Source organism: Pseudideonella sakaiensis (assembly GCF_048320135.1).
GTDB classification, from domain to species: Bacteria; Pseudomonadota; Gammaproteobacteria; order Burkholderiales; family Burkholderiaceae_C; genus Ideonella_A; species Ideonella_A sakaiensis_A.
The window spans coordinates 4,615,624-4,630,742 of record NZ_CP182947.1 but is presented as its reverse complement, the minus strand read 5'-3'; the positions used below and the strand labels follow the sequence as shown (position 1 = coordinate 4,630,742).

Here is a 15,119-nt window from a genome sequence, read left to right as displayed (position 1 = left end):
CATGCGCCGCGAACGGGCGATCGTCCGCCGTTGGTTTCACCAACGTTCGCCTTCACGGGTGTCCAGCAGGGGCCGAAGCCGCGTCGCAATGGCCTCCCGGGCACGGAAGATGCGTGAGCGGACCGTCCCGATCGGACAATTCATCAATTCGGCAATTTCCTCGTAGCTGAGTCCTTCGATCTCACGCAAGGTGATCGCTTGACGCAGGTCGTCAGACAAGGCATCGACTGCGGAGTTCACCGCCGCCGCGACCTGTTTGCCGGCCAGAACCGACTCGGGTGTCTCGCCATCGCTTAGTTCGTTTTCGGTGCGAGAAGTTTCATCGTCATCATCCCGACTCGCACGGGCCGATTCGGTGACCAGTGGATCGCGTTTCAGTTCGACAAGCGCCTTCTTCGCGGTATTGACCGCAATCCGGTAAAGCCAGGTGTAGAAGGCGCTTTCGCCGCGGAATTGCGGGATCGCCCGGTAGGCCCGGACGAAGGTTTCCTGGGCGATGTCCTGGACGAGGTCGACATCCCGCACCATCCGTCCGACCAACCGCTCGATGCGCCGCTGGTATTTGACGACCAGCATCTCGAACGCCTTCACATCGCCGCGCTTGACCCGTTCGATCAGCAGCGCATCGGCATCCGACGCACTCATTGCGGCATCTCGCGACGCTGCACAGGCGCCACGAGGGTTTCACCGTGCTGGCTGGCGAATGCAGCGCAGCGCAGCAGGTGCCAATCGGACTGCCGGCCACGGCAATCGACGGCAAACCAGCGGACCAACGACACCCCCCTGCCCGCGCCAGACTCGAAGCGCAGCAGCATTGCAAATTGCAGGTCGACGATGACACGCAGCTTGCCGGGCGTCAATGCACCGGCATCGGTACGCTCGGCGGCAACAAGCAGCCATTGCCGCCCATCCCAGCGCAGCCAGCAGGACGGCGCCCGCCGCGACGACCAGCCGACCAAAGCAGCAGCAAGTCCGAGCAGCAGGATCAGCGACCGGCCAAGCGGCGGCAGCTCGGCCGGTGCGGCGAACCACCAGCCGGCCAGCGCCAGCAGCGCCAGCACAGCCAGCAGGTCGACGATCCGGGCCCAGGTGGACCGGGCCGGATTCGCGACATCGACGGGCGGCAGGCTTGTGCGCATTCGGTCAGCCCCGGCAGCAGGTGTCGGCAGCAGCGTCAAATGCGCTTGAATACCAGGCTGCCGTTGGTTCCACCGAAGCCGAAGTTGTTCTTCAGCGCATGATCGATCTTCATTTCGCGCGCGGTGTTGGCGCAGAAGTCGAGGTCGCAGGCCGGATCCTGGTTGAAGATGTTGATTGTCGGCGGCGCCACCTGATGATGAATCGCCAGCACCGTGAAGACCGACTCGACACCGCCGGCACCACCGAGCAGGTGGCCGGTCATCGACTTGGTGGAACTGATCACCAGCTTGCGCGCCGCATCGTCGCCGAAGGCCAGCTTGATCGCATTCGACTCGTTCAGATCACCGAGCGGCGTCGAGGTCCCGTGGGCGTTCAGGTACTGCACCTGATCGGCATTGACGCCGGCATTGCGCAATGCCGCCTTCATCGACCGCTTCGGGCCATCGACGTTCGGCGCCGTCATGTGGAAGGCATCGGCACCCATGCCGAAGCCGGCAAGCTCGGCGTAGATCTTCGCGCCGCGGCGCTTCGCGTGTTCGTACTCCTCGAGCACCAGCACGCCGGCGCCTTCACCGAGCACGAAGCCGTCGCGATCCTTGTCCCACGGCCGCGAGGCAGTGGCCGGATCGTCGTTGCGCGTCGACAATGCGCGGGCGGCGGCAAAACCGCCGATGCCCAGCGGCGACACCGTCGCCTCGGCACCGCCGGCAATCATCACGTCGGCGTCGCCATATTCGATCAGGCGTCCGGCCTCGCCGATGCAATGCAGGCCGGTCGTGCAGGCCGTGACGATCGACAGGTTCGGCCCCTGGAAGCCGAACTGGATCGACACGTGCCCCGAAATCATGTTGATGATCGACGCCGGAACAAAAAACGGCGTGATCCGGCGCGGCCCCTTGGCCGTCAGCTCGGCATGCGTATCCTCGATCAACGGCAGGCCGCCGATGCCGGAGCCCACCATGCAACCGATGCGCTCGGCCTGTGTCTCATCGAGTTGATCGTTGACCGGCAGTCCGGCATCGCGAACCGCCTGCATCGACGCCGCAAGCCCGTAATGGATGAAGGTATCCATGTGGCGGGCTTCCTTGGCAGGGATGTAATCCTCGACCTTGAAACCCTTGACTTCGCCGGCGAATCGACAGGCGAAATTCGACGCATCGAACTTCGTCACATTGGCAATGCCGGACCGGCCGGCAAGCAATGCGTCCCACCCTTCGGCAACCGAATTGCCTACCGGACTGATCAAGCCCAGCCCGGTGATCACGACACGCCTGCGGGTCATCTGATTGGCTCCGTTGTTGCGGCCCCGTCCATCAGGCCTTCTGGTGCTTCTGCGCGTAGTCGATCGCGAGTTGAACGGTGGTGATCTTCTCGGCTTCTTCGTCCGGAATCTCGATGCCGAACTCGTCCTCGAGTGCCATCACCAGTTCGACCGTATCAAGCGAATCGGCACCCAGATCGGCCACGAAGGCTTTTTCGTTGGTGACATCCGACTCGGGCACGCCGAGCTGTTCGGCGATGATTTTCTTGACACGGGATTCGATATCGCTCATGACTCCTCCTGGAGTGTGGTCTGAAACAGCCCGGGATTCTAAAGGCAGCACCACCCCCGCTTTCGCGAGATGGTGCAGCGGCATCCGGCCGGGCCAATCCGGAAAATGCTCAATTCATGAACATGCCGCCATTGACGTGCAATTCGCAGCCGGTGATATAGCCGGCTTCGGGCGACGCAAGAAAGGCGACCGCATGCGCAATGTCGGCGGTCTGGCCGAGCCTGCCGAGCGGGATCTGCGCCTTCAATGCGGTGGTCTGGGCCTCGGACAATGACCGGGTCATGTCGGTATCGATGAAGCCCGGTGCGACGCAGTTGACGGTGATGCTGCGGCTGCCGAGTTCACGGGCCAGCGAGCGGGTCATGCCGGCGACCCCGGCCTTCGCGGCCGCATAGTTGGCCTGCCCCGGATTGCCGCTGGCACCGACCACCGACGTGATGTTGACGATGCGGCCATAGCGCTGTTTCATCATCGGGCGGATCGCCGCCCGGCTGGTACGGAAAACCGCCTTCAGGTTGGTATCGACGACGGCATCCCATTCGTCGTCCTTCATCCGCATCGACAGGTTGTCGCGGGTGATGCCGGCATTGTTGACCAGCACGTGCAGTCCGCCATCGGCCTTGACGATGCCGTCGATTGCGGCATCGACGGCGGCGCCGTCGGTCACATCGAGGCAGATGCCGCGGCCCTTGCCCGCACCGGCTGCCTGCAAGGCCTTGCCGATCGCCTCGGCGCCGGCTTCGCTGGTCGCGGTGCCGATCACCGTCAGCCCGCGCTTCAGCAACTCCAGCGCAATCGCCTGCCCGATACCGCGCGACGCGCCGGTGACCAGCGCGACCTGTCCTGCAAATGTGTGTTCAGTCATTGGAAGATCAGTGGGTTGGCGCCGACGACAACAGCGCGCGGGCCTCGCTCAGCGACGCCGGATCGAACAGGCAGGCGGCCTGCAATTCGGGCGCGATGCGTTTGACCATGCCGGTCAGCACCTTGCCCGGACCGCATTCGATGACCACCGGAATCGACCGCGTCTGCAGTGCCTGCACGATCTCGACCCAGCGCACCGCGCCATAGGCCTGGCGGTATAGGGCCTCGCGGATTTGCTCCGGATCGTCGTTGATCGCGACGTCGATGTTGTTGATCAGCGGAATCACCGGCGCCCTCAGTTCGACACCGGCCAGCCGATCGCGCAGCCGCTCGGCCGCCGGCCGCATCAGGCTCGAATGGAACGGTGCGGACACCGCCAGCGGCAGCGCGCGCTTGGCGCCGCGCGCCTTGACGAGTTCACATGCAGCAGCCACGCCGGCCTTGCTGCCGGCAATCACCGTCTGCTTCGGATCATTGAAATTGGCCGCCTCGACGATTTCACCGCTTTCGCGCGCCGCATCGGCGCAGGCCGCGCTGACTGCCTCGGCATCGAGACCGAGGATCGCCGCCATCGCGCCGACACCGACCGGAACCGCCTCCTGCATCGCCTGCGCGCGAAAACGCACCAGCGGCAGCGCATCGGCCAGGCTCAGTGCCTCTGCGGCCACCAGCGCGCTGTATTCACCCAGCGAATGCCCGGCCACCAGCGCCGGTTTGAGGCCGGTCTCGGCCAGCCAGGCGCGGTAACAGGCAATACCGGCGGTCAACATCACCGGTTGCGTATTCGTCGTCAGGTCGAGTTGTTCCTTCGGCCCGTTGCGGATCAGGGCGGCCAGGTCCTCGCCCAGCGCATCGGATGCCTCGGCCAGCGTCTGCCGGACCGCGGGATGGTCGCCCCAGGCGTCGAGCATCCCGACCGCCTGCGAACCCTGGCCCGGAAATACAAATGCAAACTCAGTCATCGGCGTTTGGTTCCCTTCCATGTTGATTGCAACGCGCCACCGCGCCGACCTCGACCCGGCCGAAGCCGCAGCGCCGGTCAGAAGTCCAGCAGCACCGCACCCCAGGTAAATCCGCCACCAACGCCTTCGAGCAGCACGGTATCGCCACGCTTGACCTTGCCGCCACGAACAGCGGCATCGAGCGCCAGCGGCACCGAAGCCGCCGAGGTATTGCCCTGCTCGTCGAGCGTGACGATCAGCTTGTCGAGCGGCAGCCGCATCTTCTTCGCGGTGCTGTGCATGATCCGGATATTGGCCTGGTGAGGGATCAACCAGTCGACATCGTCGGCCGTCCGGCCGGCCTTGTCGAGCACCGATCGCGCAACGCTTTCGAGCACACCGACCGCCATCTTGAAGACCGCCGGTCCATCCATCTTCAGCAACGGATTGCCGCTGACCTTGCCGCCGGCGACCGAACCAGGCGTGCACAGGATGTCGGCATGGCGACCGTCGGCATGCAGTTCGCTGGCCAGGATGCCCGGCTGATCGCTCGCCTCCAGCACCACCGCGCCGGCGCCGTCGCCGAACAGCACGCAGGTCGTGCGGTCGTCGAAATCGAGGATGCGCGAAAACACCTCGGCACCGATCACCAGCGCCCTGCGCGCGCCGCCGGTGCGGATCATCGCGTCGGCGACGCTCAGCGCATAGACGAATCCGGAACAGACCGCCTGTACATCGAATGCCGGGCAGCCATGGACGCCGAGCTTGCGCTGCACGATGCATGCGGTCGACGGAAATACCATGTCCGGCGTCGATGTCGCGACGATGATCAGGTCGATCTCGCCCGCTTCGCGGCCGGCCGCCTCGAGCGCGGCACGCGCTGCGGTGCAGGCCAGGTCGCTGGCCAGTTCGTCATCGGCCGCGAAATGGCGGGCACGGATGCCTGTGCGCTCGACGATCCATTCGTCGGATGTCTCCACGCCGCGGGCCGCCAGCCGATCGACCAGTTGCTGATTGCTCAGTCGTTGGCCGGGCAGGACGCTGCCGGTGCCGGTGATGCGTGCATAAACCATGGGTGCAGGATCTGGAATCGTCAGGCTAGCAGGCCAGCCGGGTCCGCAGGCACGGCACGAGGGCCACCCGCAGTCTCCGGCATGGCCGTCAGGATGTCGCGGATCCGGTCGTGGACACGGGCCAGCAACTGGTGTTTCGCGGCATCATAAGCGCGATTCAGCGCATGCTCGAATGCAAACGCATCGGCCGAACCGTGGCTCTTGAAGACGAGGCCGCGCAGGCCGAGCAGCGCCGCACCGTTGTAGCGCCGGTGATCGACGCGCGATTTGAAATGCCTCAGCACCGGCAGTGCAACCAGCGCCGCCAGCTTGCAGTACAGATTGCGCGTGAATTCCTGCTTGATGAAGTCGGACAGCATCGCTGCCAATCCTTCGGAGGTCTTCAACGCGACATTGCCGACAAAACCGTCGCAGACAACGATGTCGGTCGTGCCCTTGAAGATGTCGTTGCCTTCGACATTGCCGAAGAAGTTCAGATGGCCACGCTCGGCCGCATCACGCAGCAGTTCACCGGCCTTCTTGATCGTGTCGCTGCCCTTGATCGCCTCTTCGCCGATATTGAGCAGGCCGACACTCGGCGACTCGCAACCCTCGACGGCCGACACCAGCGCACTGCCCATCACCGCGAACTGCAGCAGATGTTCTGCGCTGCAGTCGACGTTGGCGCCCAGGTCGAGCACGGTCGTGAAGCGATCCCGCTCGTTCGGCAGAACCGTCGCGATGGCCGGCCGATCGATGCCGTCGAGCGTCTTCAGCAGGTAGCGCGACAACGCCATCAACGCACCGGTATTGCCTGCGGAGACGCAGACGTCGGCCGCTGCGGCGCCGTCTTCACCGGCCCTGACCTGCGAGATCGCGACGCGCAGCGACGAATCCTTCTTGCGACGCAGCGCGGTCTCGATCGAATCATCGGATTCGACGACGTCGGCAGCGCCAACGATGGTGCAGCGCGGCCAGGCCTCGGCAGCCGCCAGCGCCTGCGGGCGTCCGACCAGGATCAGTTCGGCGTCAGGATGGGTTTCGAGAAAGGATTTGCAGGCCGGCAGCGTGATCGACGGCCCGTGGTCACCACCCATGCAGTCCACCGCCAGGCGGACCAGGGCTCGTTCACCGGGGACTGCAGTACCGCTCGGCGGGCGACCGGCACTCATTGCTGCGTGCCGCCGCGGCCCGGCGGCGCGGGTCGCCGGCGACGCAGGTCGTGAACGGACAATTCATCCATGCGGCAGGTCGGCGAGCAACGCAGCTGGGTCAGGCCCGGCCGTCCGACGCCCGCCGCAACGAGCGCGGAATCAGGCGTCAGCCTTGCTCTTGAGGACCTTGCGCCCGCGGTAGAAGCCGGTCGGGCTGATGTGGTGGCGCAGGTGCACTTCACCGGTGGTCGGCTCGATTGCAGTGCCGGGTGCGGCGACTGCATTGTGGGCGCGGTGCATGCCACGCTTCGAGGGAGATTTCTTGTTTTGTTGAACGGCCATGGGTTTCTCCTGGAATTGCTCCCGGACATCATCGCCGAGGCAAGCGGTGCAAAGCCGGCCACCATAGGCCGATCTGCACTTTGAAAAGCCTGTGATTCTAGCATGTCTCGGCGCAGCCGCTTCAATTCTCCGGCTTGCGGGCTTTCAACCGCGCCAGTACCGCAAACGGCTTTTCTGGCGGCGCCAGTTCGATCGCCGCGGCCACCGGGTCCGGCGGCGCCTGCAGCGGCCGCGGACAGCTGCCTTCGTGGCGCGGCACCAGCGGCAACGACAGCAGCAGCTCGTCCTCGATCAGCGCCGGCAGATCGAACGAGCGCGATTCGACGAGCACATCCTCGTCCGATTCGATGTCCAGCGCAGCGGCGGTCGACTCGTCGGCGACAAACCGGTATTCGTGATCGATCTGCATTGCATGCTCGACCGCCTGCAGGCAGCGCTGACAGGTCAGACGCACCCGGCCACTGGCCTGTAGCAGCAGCCACGGCTGTTTGTCGCCGCCGGGTGCGGACCGCATCTCGCCGGAGGCCTGCCAATGGACGAGTTCATCGGCGGCAGGCGGGCTTTCCGGATGGGTGCTCGCGACCAGCCGCTCGAGATCGCGGATCGGCATGTCGCCTTCGAGGGCCGCAGCACGGTCGGCAAAGCTGCGGACATCGAGGCGGGAGGGGTTGAAGGGTCTTTCTCGCATCGTTGCAGTGTAGGTGAGACATCCCGGCCGGGCGGCGGCCTGCCACGATGCCGATGCCGCCGGCGAGGCTGTTGGACAATCGGGAATGGCCCATCCCCGAACCCTGATCCTTGCCTCGACCTCGGCCTACCGGCGCGAACTGCTGACGAGGCTGCAACTGCCGTTCGATGTCGTCGCGCCCGACGTCGACGAAACCGCCGGGCCCGGCGAGCACGGCAGCGCGCTGGCTCTGCGGCTGGCGCTGGCAAAAGCGCATGCCGTTGCCACGCAGCACCCGGATGCGGTCGTGATCGGCTCCGACCAGGTCGCGACGGTCAACGGCAGAACACTCGGCAAACCCGGCAACCACGCACGCGCAGTCGAACAGCTGCGTTTGATGCGTGGCCAGACCATCCTGTTCGAGACCGCCGTTGCGGTCGTCTGCCGGGCGAGCGGCTTCGAGCGCAGCGCGGTCGAGCCGGTCGAGGTGACGATGCGCGACCTGGGCGATGCCGAGATCGAGCGTTATCTGCAACTCGAGCCGGCCTACGATTGCGCCGGCAGCGCCAAATGCGAGGGGCTCGGCATCACGCTGATGACGGCGATCCGCTCCGCCGATGCCACGGCGCTGGTCGGGCTGCCGATGATCCGCACTGCGGCACTGCTGCGTGAGGCAGGCATCGATCCGCTGGCCAGCGATGCCGGAGGCGGCCGGTGAGCGCGACACCTCATGGCCGGCTCTACCTGATGCCCAACACGCTGGACTTCGGGCTGGCCGACAACCAGCCGCGGCTGCCGCTCGAGGAACTGCTGCCGATCGGCGTGATCCGAATTGCCAGCACACTCACCTGCTGGGTCTGTGAAAACGCGAAGACGACGCGGGCGCTGCTGAAACGTGTCGACGCGCTGGTGCCGCTGGCGACGCCGCTGCAATCGCTGGCCATCGTCGAAATGCCGCGCCCGCAAAAAGGCGGCCCGGCGCGTGCCGCCATCAGCGGCGAACGCTGGAACGAACTGCTGGCGCCGGCGTTGGCGGGGCGTGATCTCGGGCTGCTGTCCGAAGCCGGCCTGCCTGCAGTGGCCGACCCTGGCGCCGGCCTGGTACAGGCCGCCCATGACAAAGGCATCGAGGTGGTCGCCCTGCCCGGCGCCAGTTCACTGCTGCTGGCGCTGGCAGCCAGCGGAATGCAGGGCCAGCATTTCGCGTTCGTCGGCTACCTGCCGGTCGCGGCCACCGAGCGGACGGCACGCATCCGCGAACTCGAGGCGGCATCGCGCCGCGCCGGCCAGAGCCAGCTGATGATCGAGACACCGTATCGCAATCAGGCGCTGTTGGCGGCGCTGCTGGCGGCGCTGCAGCCGACGACGCGGCTGGCCGTCAGCTGCGGGCTCAGCATGCCGGGCGGATTCAGCCGCAGCGCCAGCGTCGCGACGTGGCGGCAACGCGACTGGACCTTGCCGGCCGACATGCCGGCGGTTTTTTCACTGCTGGCCGGAAGTTGACTCGGCCGCCGGCTTGCCGCCGAACAGCGCCGCGATCTTCTTTTTCGGCTTGATATTTGCCGACACGCTGCGCGCCACCGGCGCCGCCGGCCGGTCCCAGCTCGGCCGGGCGTCGGCCGAGGCCTCGTAGGGCTTGTCGAAAAACGGGTCGCGCGAGGCGCGGGGCGCCGCTGCCGGCGCACTGCGCGGCGCTGCCTGGCCGGCATCGGCCGGCGTGTCGCGGCGGAACCGCTCGCGCCGCGGCGGCGGCGAGTCATCGAGTTCGAGCGGCTCGAGTTCGATCTTCTTCTTGATCAGCTTCTCGATATCGGCCATCAGCCGGGTGTCGTCGCGCGTGACCAGCGTCACCGCGAGGCCGGAGGCACCGGCGCGGCCGGTTCTGCCGATGCGGTGCACATAGTCCTCGGCATTGAACGGCACATCGAAATTGAATACCGCCGGCAGATCCGCAATATCGAGGCCGCGCGCCGCGACGTCGGTCGCAACCATCACGTCGACCGAGCCGGCCTTGAATGCATCGAGCGCCTTCAGCCGCTCGTCCTGCGACTTGTCGCCATGCAGCGCGGTCGTGCGCAAACCGTCGCGCTCGAAGGTTCGCGCCAGCCGCGCACAGCCGAGCTTCGAATTGACAAACACCAGCGCCTGCGTCAGCCCGCGCTCCTTGATCAGTTTCAGCACCGCGGCGCGCTTGTCGTCGGAGCTGACACTGTAGAAACGCTGCTCGACGTTGGTCGCGGTCGCATTCGGCCGCGCCACCTCGACCAGCACCGGGTCCTGCAGATAACTTTCTGCCAGCCGCTTGATTTCCGGCGAGAAAGTCGCCGAGAACAACAGCGTCTGGCGCTGCTTGGGCAGGTAGCTGAGGATGCGCTGCAGATCGGGCAGAAAGCCGATATCGAGCATGCGGTCGGCCTCGTCGAGGACCACATATTCGACCTGGTTCAGCACGCAGTTCTTTGCCTCGATGTGGTCGAGCAGCCGGCCCGGCGTCGCGATCAGCACCTCGACACCGGCCTTCAGTTCGGCCGTCTGCGGCTTCATGTCGATGCCGCCGAATACCACTGCAGCGCGCAGCTTGGTATGTTTCGAATAGGTCTTGACGTTGTTCGCGACCTGGTCGGCAAGCTCACGCGTCGGCGCGATCACCAGCGCACGCACCGGATGGCGGGCCGGCGAGACACTCGATGTCTCGTGGCGCAGCATCTTCTGCAATAGCGGAATCGAAAATGCCGCGGTCTTGCCGGTGCCGGTCTGCGCGGCGCCCATCACATCGCGGCCGGCCAGCACGACCGGAATCGCCTTCGCCTGGATCGGCGTCATCATCAGATAACCCGATTCGGCGACTGCACGCAGCAGCTTCGGGTCAAGCGGGAGGGTATCGAATCGGGCAGGTGCAGGAGCGGTTGCCGCGGTCTCCGGCGAAGCGCCTTCGACCATTTGTGTAGCTTCAATCATCCGGCGATTATCGCGCCTGGGGCATTTTCCAGCCGGTTGATCGGCCGATCGCCCTGGTATTTGCCACCTAAAATCCACCGGAACGTCGCTTTCCGGAGATTTCGAGGCCGGTTTGCTCCACTTTCTGGCATTCAAGGCTTTCCATGATCCTCGTCACAGGCGGCGCCGGCTTCATCGGCGCCAATTTTGTTCTCGACTGGCTGGCGTCTTGTGATGAAGCGGTCGTCAACCTCGACGCGCTGACCTACGCCGGCAACCGCGAAAGCCTGGCCTCCCTCGATGGCGACCCACGCCATCACTTCGTGCACGGCGACATCACCGACCGCAATCTGCTCGATCGGCTTTTTGCCGAACATCGCCCGCGCGCGGTGGTCCATTTCGCAGCCGAAAGCCACGTCGACCGCAGCATTCACGGCCCCGGCGAATTCATCCAGACCAATGTGCAGGGCACGTTCACGCTGCTCGAGGCGGCCCGCGGCTTCTGGAGCTCGCTGGGTGAGGCGGACAAGAAGGCGTTCCGCTTTCACCACGTCTCGACCGACGAGGTTTACGGATCGCTCGGCCGCGACGATCCGCCGTTCACCGAAACCCATCTGTACCAGCCGAACAGCCCGTATTCGGCATCGAAGGCGGCCAGCGACCACCTGGTCCGCGCCTGGCACCATACCTACGGCCTGCCGGTGCTGACGACCAATTGCAGCAACAACTACGGCCCCTTCCATTTCCCGGAAAAACTGATCCCGCTGATGATCGTCAATGCGCTGGCCGGCAAGCCGCTGCCGGTCTACGGCGACGGCCAGCAGGTGCGCGACTGGTTGTACGTGAAGGACCATTGCGCGGCGATCCGCGAGGTGCTGGCGCGTGGCCGCGTCGGCGAAACCTACAACATCGGCGGCTGGAACGAAAAACCGAATATCGAGATCGTCAAGACGGTCTGCGCGCTGCTCGACGAGCTGAAACCCGACCCGGCCGGCAGCTACGAGCGTCTGATCAGCTACGTCACCGACCGCCCCGGCCACGACCGGCGTTATGCGATCGATGCGCGCAAGCTCGAGCGCGAACTCGGCTGGAAACCGGCCGAAACCTTCGAGACCGGCATCCGCAAGACGGTCAACTGGTACCTCGAACACGGCGACTGGGTCGCGCGGGTGCAGAGCGGCGCCTACCGCGAGTGGCTGGACCGCAACTACGCCGACCGGAACGCCGCATGAAGATCCTGCTGCTCGGCAAAGGCGGCCAGGTCGGCTGGGAACTGCAACGGTCATTGGCCACATTGGGCGAGCTGGTCGCGCTCGATTTCGACAGCACGGACTTCAGCGCCGATTTCTCCAGACCCGAATCGCTCAGCGCCACCGTCAACGCGATTGCACCGCAGATCATCGTCAATGCCGCCGCCCATACCGCGGTCGACAAGGCCGAAAGCGAGCCCGACCTCGCTCGCTCGATCAATGCCACCGCACCCGGCGTGCTGGCCCGCGAAGCAGCGGCGATTGGTGCCTGGCTGCTGCACTACAGCACCGACTATGTGTTCGACGGCAGCGGAAGCGCGCCATGGCGCGAGGATTCGCCAACCGGGCCACTGAGCGTCTACGGGCAGACCAAGCTCGAAGGCGAGCAGGCGATCCGCGCCAGCGGCTGCCGGCATCTGATTCTGCGCACCAGCTGGGTCTATGCGGCGCGCGGCGGCAATTTTGCGAAGACGATGCTGCGGCTGGCCGCCGAGCGCGACCGGCTCAGCGTGATCGACGACCAGATCGGTGCACCGACCGGCGCCGAACTGCTGGCCGATCTGAGTGCCCACGCGCTGCGCACCGCATTGCAGCGGCCAGAGATCTCCGGCACCTACCATGCGGCGGCGGCCGGCGAAACCAGCTGGCACGGTTATGCCAGCCATGTGATCGATTTCGCCCGCCACGCCGGTCAGCCGGTCAAGGTCGCGGCCGATGCGATTGCTGCGGTGCCGAGCAGCGCATTCCCGACGCCGGCTCGGCGCCCGAACAATTCACGGCTCGATACTTCCCGGCTGCGCGAAACCTTCGGCGTCACGCTGCCCGACTGGCGCATCGGCGTTGATCGCATGCTGACCGAAGTGCTCGGCCAATGAGCCGCGGCACCGACCCCTCTCTGACGGAATCCTCATGAAGCGCAAAGGCATCATCCTCGCCGGCGGGTCCGGCACCCGGCTGCACCCGGCAACGCTGGCGATCAGCAAGCAATTGCTGCCGGTCTACGACAAGCCGATGGTCTATTACCCGCTGTCGACGCTGATGCTGGCCGGCATTCGCGACATCCTGGTGATCAGCACGCCGCAGGACACGCCGCGTTTCGACTCACTGCTTGGTGACGGCGAGCGCTGGGGCCTGAACATCTCGTACTGCGTGCAACCAAGCCCGGATGGCCTCGCCCAGGCCTTCATCCTCGGCCGCGACTTCATCGCCGGCGACCCGAGTGCGCTGGTGCTTGGCGACAACCTGTATTTCGGCCACAGCTTCCAGCAGCTGCTCGAATCGGCCCATTCGCGACCGGATGGCGCAACAGTTTTTGCCTACCACGTCAACGATCCGGAGCGTTATGGCGTCGTCGAATTCGATGCCGACCGGCGCGCGCTGAGCATCGAGGAAAAGCCGAAGCAGCCAAAAAGCAACTATGCGGTGACGGGCCTGTATTTCTACGACCAGCAGGTCTGCGACATCGCTGCGAGCATCAAGCCGTCGGCGCGCGGCGAGCTCGAGATCACCACCGTCAATGCCCGCTACCTCGAGCAGGGTCAGCTCGACGTCGAGATCATGGGCCGCGGTTATGCCTGGCTCGATACCGGCACCCACGACAGCCTGCTCGAAGCCGGGCAGTTCATCGCGACGCTGGAAAAGCGCCAGGGGCTGAAGGTCGCGTGTCCGGAGGAGATCGCCTACCGCTCCGGCTGGATCAGCGCGCAGCAGCTGCAGGCATTGGCCGAACCGCTGGCGAAAAACAGTTATGGCCAGTATCTGCTGCAGATCCTCGGCGAGAAGGTGTTCTGATGAAGGTCATCCCCACCTCGATCGCCGGTGTGCTGATTTTCGAGCCGAAGGTCTTCGGCGACGAACGCGGCTTTTTCATGGAGAGTTTCAACCAGAAGGTCTTCGACGATGCGGTCGGCGAGCGCATCAGCTTCGTGCAGGACAACCATTCGCGCTCGGCACGCGGCGTGCTGCGCGGCCTGCACTTCCAGCGTCCGCCGCATGCCCAGGGCAAGCTGGTCCGCGTCACGCAGGGCAGCGTCTTCGACGTCGCGCTCGATATCCGGCCCGACAGCCCGACCTTCGGCCGATGGGAAGGTATCGAGCTGTCCGGCAGCAACCACCGGCAACTGTGGATTCCGGCCGGCCTCGCGCATGGTTTTCTGGTGACCAGCGACAGCGCCGATTTTCTCTACAAGACAACCGACTATTACGCGCCGGCGGCCGAAGGCGCGGTGCGCTGGGACGATCCGGCGCTGGCGATTGCCTGGCCGCTGGACGCACTGAACGGCGCGGCGCCGACACTGTCGGCGAAGGACGCAGCCGCACCGACGCTGGCCGAACTGCCGCGCGGCTGATGGGCTGGCACGGCCGGCTCGCGCTGAGCTACGAGCAGCACGCCGGCACGACCGTCTCGCGCAGCCGGCACCACGGCCCGATGCGGGTGCTGGCCAGCCTCTATCCAGAAGGTCCGGCGGTCTGCCATCAGGTACTGGTCCATCCGCCGGGCGGACTGGTCCATGGCGACGTACTCGAACTCGAGATCGGCCTGCGCGCGGGCAGCCATGTCGTGCTGACGACTCCCGGCGCGACACGGTTCTACCGCAGCGGCGGCGATGTCGCACGGCAGGCGGTGCGGGCCAGGCTCGAGGCAACGGCGCGCCTCGAATGGCTGCCGCTCGAAACCATCTGCCACCGCGGTACCCGGGCCGAAAACGAGTTGTCGTTCGAACTGGCGCCCGGCGCAGAGATGATCGGCTGGGACACGCTGGCGCTCGGTCTGCCGGCCAGCGGCGAAGCCTTCGACAGCGGTTCGATGCGGCAGCAGATTCAACTGCCCGGCATTTGGCTCGAACGTGCGTTGATCGACGGCGGCGACCGCAGGCTGCTCGATGGTCCGCTCGGCTGGGCCGGCCGATCCGTCCTCGGCTGCGTCTGGTTCAGCCGCGGCGATGCGATCGACCCGTTGCTGCGCGAGCGCCTGCTCGATCAGGCACGCGAGCTTGTCGCGGCGTCACCGCTGGCGGCGACCGCCGGCGCCACATCGACCGACGCCAGGCTGGTGGTGCTGCGCGTGCTGGCGCACCGCGCCGAGCCGGTGCTGGCCTTGCTCGGCCAGGTCCGCGCCGCCTGGCGGCAGTCGGCATGGCAGCTCGATGCCCATCCACCACGGATCTGGCGGACATGAGGCAAGATTGGTGATGGCCAATTTCCGCCCCCACGCAAGCC

18 protein-coding genes are annotated in these 15,119 nt (G+C 65.8%); 7 read left to right on the top strand and 11 right to left on the bottom strand.

The window, feature by feature from the left end; all coding sequences use genetic code 11:
- Positions 1-36: 36 nt before the first annotated feature.
- The 10 genes from rpoE to ACNH6H_RS21185 all read right to left on the bottom strand — a co-directional run bounded on the left by rpoE (position 37) and on the right by ACNH6H_RS21185 (position 7,734).
- Positions 37-645 (bottom strand): RNA polymerase sigma factor RpoE, encoded by a 609-nt coding sequence (rpoE, locus tag ACNH6H_RS21230; RefSeq protein ID WP_418320277.1) that lies wholly within the window; start codon positions 643-645, stop codon positions 37-39.
- On the bottom strand, positions 642-1,139 hold the full coding sequence (locus ACNH6H_RS21225) for a hypothetical protein (protein ID WP_418320276.1): 498 nt from the start codon (positions 1,137-1,139) through the stop codon (positions 642-644). Before ACNH6H_RS21225 ends, rpoE begins: the two co-directional genes overlap by 4 nt.
- 35 nt (positions 1,140-1,174) lie before the next feature.
- Entirely contained in the window at positions 1,175-2,422 is a 1,248-nt protein-coding gene (gene fabF, locus ACNH6H_RS21220) for a beta-ketoacyl-ACP synthase II (RefSeq protein WP_418320275.1), read from the bottom strand.
- Positions 2,423-2,453: 31 nt separating this feature from the next.
- Complete coding sequence (acpP, locus tag ACNH6H_RS21215) at positions 2,454-2,693, bottom strand: acyl carrier protein (RefSeq protein WP_418320274.1); 240 nt, start codon at positions 2,691-2,693, stop codon at positions 2,454-2,456.
- 109 nt (positions 2,694-2,802) lie between these two features.
- Positions 2,803-3,558 (bottom strand): 3-oxoacyl-ACP reductase FabG, encoded by a 756-nt coding sequence (gene fabG / locus ACNH6H_RS21210; protein WP_418320273.1) that lies wholly within the window; start codon positions 3,556-3,558, stop codon positions 2,803-2,805.
- Positions 3,559-3,565: 7 nt separating this feature from the next.
- A complete protein-coding gene (fabD, locus tag ACNH6H_RS21205; protein WP_418320272.1) occupies positions 3,566-4,519 on the bottom strand; it encodes an ACP S-malonyltransferase in 954 nt (317 codons plus the stop codon).
- Positions 4,520-4,596: 77 nt separating this feature from the next.
- Complete coding sequence (locus ACNH6H_RS21200; RefSeq protein ID WP_418320271.1) at positions 4,597-5,571, bottom strand: beta-ketoacyl-ACP synthase III; 975 nt, start codon at positions 5,569-5,571, stop codon at positions 4,597-4,599.
- A 20-nt stretch (positions 5,572-5,591) separates the two neighbouring features.
- On the bottom strand, positions 5,592-6,722 hold the full coding sequence (plsX, locus tag ACNH6H_RS21195) for a phosphate acyltransferase PlsX (protein ID WP_418320270.1): 1,131 nt from the start codon (positions 6,720-6,722) through the stop codon (positions 5,592-5,594).
- Positions 6,723-6,863: 141 nt separating this feature from the next.
- Positions 6,864-7,046, bottom strand: coding sequence for a 50S ribosomal protein L32 (rpmF, locus tag ACNH6H_RS21190; protein WP_418320269.1), 183 nt, complete (start codon positions 7,044-7,046; stop codon positions 6,864-6,866).
- A gap of 121 nt (positions 7,047-7,167) precedes the next feature.
- Entirely contained in the window at positions 7,168-7,734 is a 567-nt protein-coding gene (locus tag ACNH6H_RS21185) for a YceD family protein (RefSeq protein ID WP_418320268.1), read from the bottom strand.
- Positions 7,735-7,819: 85 nt separating this feature from the next.
- Between ACNH6H_RS21185 and ACNH6H_RS21180 the strand changes: the two genes are divergently transcribed.
- The gene (locus tag ACNH6H_RS21180) at positions 7,820-8,431 is read left to right on the top strand and encodes a Maf family protein (protein ID WP_418320267.1); all 612 of its coding nucleotides are present in this window, start codon (positions 7,820-7,822) and stop codon (positions 8,429-8,431) included.
- A complete protein-coding gene (locus ACNH6H_RS21175) occupies positions 8,428-9,216 on the top strand; it encodes an SAM-dependent methyltransferase (protein WP_418320266.1) in 789 nt (262 codons plus the stop codon). Before ACNH6H_RS21180 ends, ACNH6H_RS21175 begins: the two co-directional genes overlap by 4 nt.
- Here the strand turns inward: ACNH6H_RS21175 and ACNH6H_RS21170 are convergent.
- Complete coding sequence (locus tag ACNH6H_RS21170; RefSeq protein WP_418321438.1) at positions 9,196-10,653, bottom strand: DEAD/DEAH box helicase; 1,458 nt, start codon at positions 10,651-10,653, stop codon at positions 9,196-9,198. The two genes, ACNH6H_RS21175 and ACNH6H_RS21170, sit on opposite strands and share 21 nt — an antisense overlap.
- Before the next feature lie 161 nt (positions 10,654-10,814).
- Between ACNH6H_RS21170 and rfbB the strand changes: the two genes are divergently transcribed.
- The 5 genes from rfbB to ACNH6H_RS21145 are packed head-to-tail and all read left to right on the top strand — an operon-like array spanning position 10,815 to position 15,078.
- Positions 10,815-11,882, top strand: a complete 1,068-nt coding sequence (gene rfbB / locus ACNH6H_RS21165; RefSeq protein ID WP_418320265.1) for a dTDP-glucose 4,6-dehydratase — start codon at positions 10,815-10,817, stop codon at positions 11,880-11,882.
- A complete protein-coding gene (rfbD, locus tag ACNH6H_RS21160; RefSeq protein WP_418320264.1) occupies positions 11,879-12,775 on the top strand; it encodes a dTDP-4-dehydrorhamnose reductase in 897 nt (298 codons plus the stop codon). The genes rfbB and rfbD overlap by 4 nt, the downstream gene beginning before the upstream one ends.
- A gap of 34 nt (positions 12,776-12,809) precedes the next feature.
- Positions 12,810-13,691, top strand: a complete 882-nt coding sequence (rfbA, locus tag ACNH6H_RS21155; protein ID WP_418320263.1) for a glucose-1-phosphate thymidylyltransferase RfbA — start codon at positions 12,810-12,812, stop codon at positions 13,689-13,691.
- Positions 13,691-14,248: a dTDP-4-dehydrorhamnose 3,5-epimerase gene (rfbC, locus tag ACNH6H_RS21150; RefSeq protein ID WP_418320262.1), complete on the top strand. Its 558-nt coding sequence runs from the start codon at positions 13,691-13,693 to the stop codon at positions 14,246-14,248. The genes rfbA and rfbC overlap by 1 nt, the downstream gene beginning before the upstream one ends.
- Positions 14,248-15,078 carry an urease accessory protein UreD gene (locus tag ACNH6H_RS21145; protein ID WP_418320261.1) on the top strand — a complete coding sequence of 277 codons (831 nt, stop codon included), beginning with the start codon at positions 14,248-14,250 and terminating at the stop codon, positions 15,076-15,078. The genes rfbC and ACNH6H_RS21145 overlap by 1 nt, the downstream gene beginning before the upstream one ends.
- The last annotated feature ends 41 nt before the right edge of the window (positions 15,079-15,119 follow it).

What these genes read in the sequence shown, in the direction of transcription:
- fabF (WP_418320275.1), bottom strand. Translation starts at nt 2,422, where the DNA reads ATGACCCGCAGGCGTGTCGTGATCACCGGGCTGGGCTTGATCAGTCCG.
- fabD (WP_418320272.1), bottom strand. Translation starts at nt 4,519, where the DNA reads ATGACTGAGTTTGCATTTGTATTTCCGGGCCAGGGTTCGCAGGCGGTC.
- fabG (WP_418320273.1), bottom strand. Translation starts at nt 3,558, where the DNA reads ATGACTGAACACACATTTGCAGGACAGGTCGCGCTGGTCACCGGCGCG.
- ACNH6H_RS21200 (WP_418320271.1), bottom strand. Translation starts at nt 5,571, where the DNA reads ATGGTTTATGCACGCATCACCGGCACCGGCAGCGTCCTGCCCGGCCAA.
- rpoE (WP_418320277.1), bottom strand. Translation starts at nt 645, where the DNA reads ATGAGTGCGTCGGATGCCGATGCGCTGCTGATCGAACGGGTCAAGCGC.
- ACNH6H_RS21145 (WP_418320261.1), top strand. Translation starts at nt 14,248, where the DNA reads ATGGGCTGGCACGGCCGGCTCGCGCTGAGCTACGAGCAGCACGCCGGC.
- rfbB (WP_418320265.1), top strand. Translation starts at nt 10,815, where the DNA reads ATGATCCTCGTCACAGGCGGCGCCGGCTTCATCGGCGCCAATTTTGTT.
- ACNH6H_RS21225 (WP_418320276.1), bottom strand. Translation starts at nt 1,139, where the DNA reads ATGCGCACAAGCCTGCCGCCCGTCGATGTCGCGAATCCGGCCCGGTCC.
- rfbA (WP_418320263.1), top strand. Translation starts at nt 12,810, where the DNA reads ATGAAGCGCAAAGGCATCATCCTCGCCGGCGGGTCCGGCACCCGGCTG.
- ACNH6H_RS21185 (WP_418320268.1), bottom strand. Translation starts at nt 7,734, where the DNA reads ATGCGAGAAAGACCCTTCAACCCCTCCCGCCTCGATGTCCGCAGCTTT.
- rpmF (WP_418320269.1), bottom strand. Translation starts at nt 7,046, where the DNA reads ATGGCCGTTCAACAAAACAAGAAATCTCCCTCGAAGCGTGGCATGCAC.
- rfbC (WP_418320262.1), top strand. Translation starts at nt 13,691, where the DNA reads ATGAAGGTCATCCCCACCTCGATCGCCGGTGTGCTGATTTTCGAGCCG.
- rfbD (WP_418320264.1), top strand. Translation starts at nt 11,879, where the DNA reads ATGAAGATCCTGCTGCTCGGCAAAGGCGGCCAGGTCGGCTGGGAACTG.
- ACNH6H_RS21170 (WP_418321438.1), bottom strand. Translation starts at nt 10,653, where the DNA reads ATGGTCGAAGGCGCTTCGCCGGAGACCGCGGCAACCGCTCCTGCACCT.
- ACNH6H_RS21180 (WP_418320267.1), top strand. Translation starts at nt 7,820, where the DNA reads ATGGCCCATCCCCGAACCCTGATCCTTGCCTCGACCTCGGCCTACCGG.
- plsX (WP_418320270.1), bottom strand. Translation starts at nt 6,722, where the DNA reads ATGAGTGCCGGTCGCCCGCCGAGCGGTACTGCAGTCCCCGGTGAACGA.
- acpP (WP_418320274.1), bottom strand. Translation starts at nt 2,693, where the DNA reads ATGAGCGATATCGAATCCCGTGTCAAGAAAATCATCGCCGAACAGCTC.